This is a genomic window from Streptomyces sp. NPDC005774 (assembly GCF_042871645.1).
Lineage (GTDB): Bacteria > Actinomycetota > Actinomycetes > Streptomycetales > Streptomycetaceae > Streptomyces > Streptomyces pratens.
The window spans coordinates 1-1,090 of the sequence record NZ_JBIAIV010000158.1; the positions used below are offsets into that span (position 1 = coordinate 1).

Consider the following 1,090-nt stretch of genomic DNA (forward strand, 5'->3'; position numbering starts at 1 on the left):
GGCGGTGTCAATTCGTTGAAGCAACACCTTCGGTCAGGGCTCGCTGGAAGGCTTCCTGTGGGGTGAGGTAGCCGAGACAGCGGCGGGGCTGGTTGTTGATCTCTTCGGCGATGGCGGTGAGGTAGGGCTGGTGGTCGGTGATCTCGGTGCCCTTGGGGAGGTAGCGGCGGATGATGCCGTTCGTGTTCTCGTTGGTCGGCCGCTGCCAGGGGCTGTGCGGGTCGGCGAAGTACACGTCCAGGCCGGTGGCCAGGGTGAGCGCCGCGTGACGGCCCATTTCCGTCCCCTGGTCCCAGGTCAGCGACTTGCGGACCAACTCGGGCATTCCCAGGACCTGTTCGGTGAGCACGGTCGACAGGCTGTCGGCGTTCCTGCCCGCGGGCAGAGCAAGGATGACGCAGAAGCGGGTCGAGCGGTCGACGAGGGTCGCCGCGGCGGAGGCGCCGTTCTTCCCGATGATGAGGTCGCCCTCCCAGTGGCCGGGGACCTGGCGGCCGAGGGCTTCGGCGGGACGGTCGTGGATCGAGCGCATGCCGGCGATCCGGGCGCCCTTGGAGGCGTCGGGCCTGCTGCGGGGGCCGCGGGCGGTGCGGCGGCTGGGCAGCATCACGCCCAGCCGGGCGAGCTCGCCCTTGGGCAGCGCGTAGATCCACGTGTAGACGGCCTCGTGCGAGATCGTTTCCCCGCCGGCCGGGAGCGAGCCTTCCATGAGGGCCACACTCGCGTCTGCGGCCTCGAGTTTCAAACGCCCCGCGATCTGGTTCGGTGTCCGCCCGTACCGCAGGTCCGCCAGAACACGCTCCCGCAGAACCAAGTCGGCGTTCAGCAACTGCTGTTGAGGGCGCCGACGTCGCTGTGCGGCCCGACGGTCCGCGGTCGAGGCCCGGTAACCGCGCCGCGAACTGTTCCGGCGTATCTCCCGGCTGACCACCGACGGGTCCCGGCCGATCCGCCGTGCAATCTCCCGCACCCCTTCGTCCCGGGCGCGGCCGACCGCGATCTCCTCACGCTCCTCGAGCGTCAACGGTCTCCGCACTGCCACGAGCAACCCTTCTCACCTGCACTGTTGCTTCGAGGCTATGACACCGCC

1 protein-coding gene is annotated in these 1,090 nt (G+C 69.4%); it reads right to left on the reverse strand.

Annotation, left to right across the window (positions count from 1 at the left end; all coding sequences use genetic code 11):
- Nucleotides 1-7: 7 nt before the first annotated feature.
- Nucleotides 8-1,042 carry an IS30 family transposase gene (locus tag ACFYQA_RS39590; RefSeq protein ID WP_388928701.1) on the reverse strand — a complete coding sequence of 345 codons (1,035 nt, stop codon included), beginning with the start codon at nt 1,040-1,042 and terminating at the stop codon, nt 8-10.
- Nucleotides 1,043-1,090: the final 48 nt, after the last annotated feature.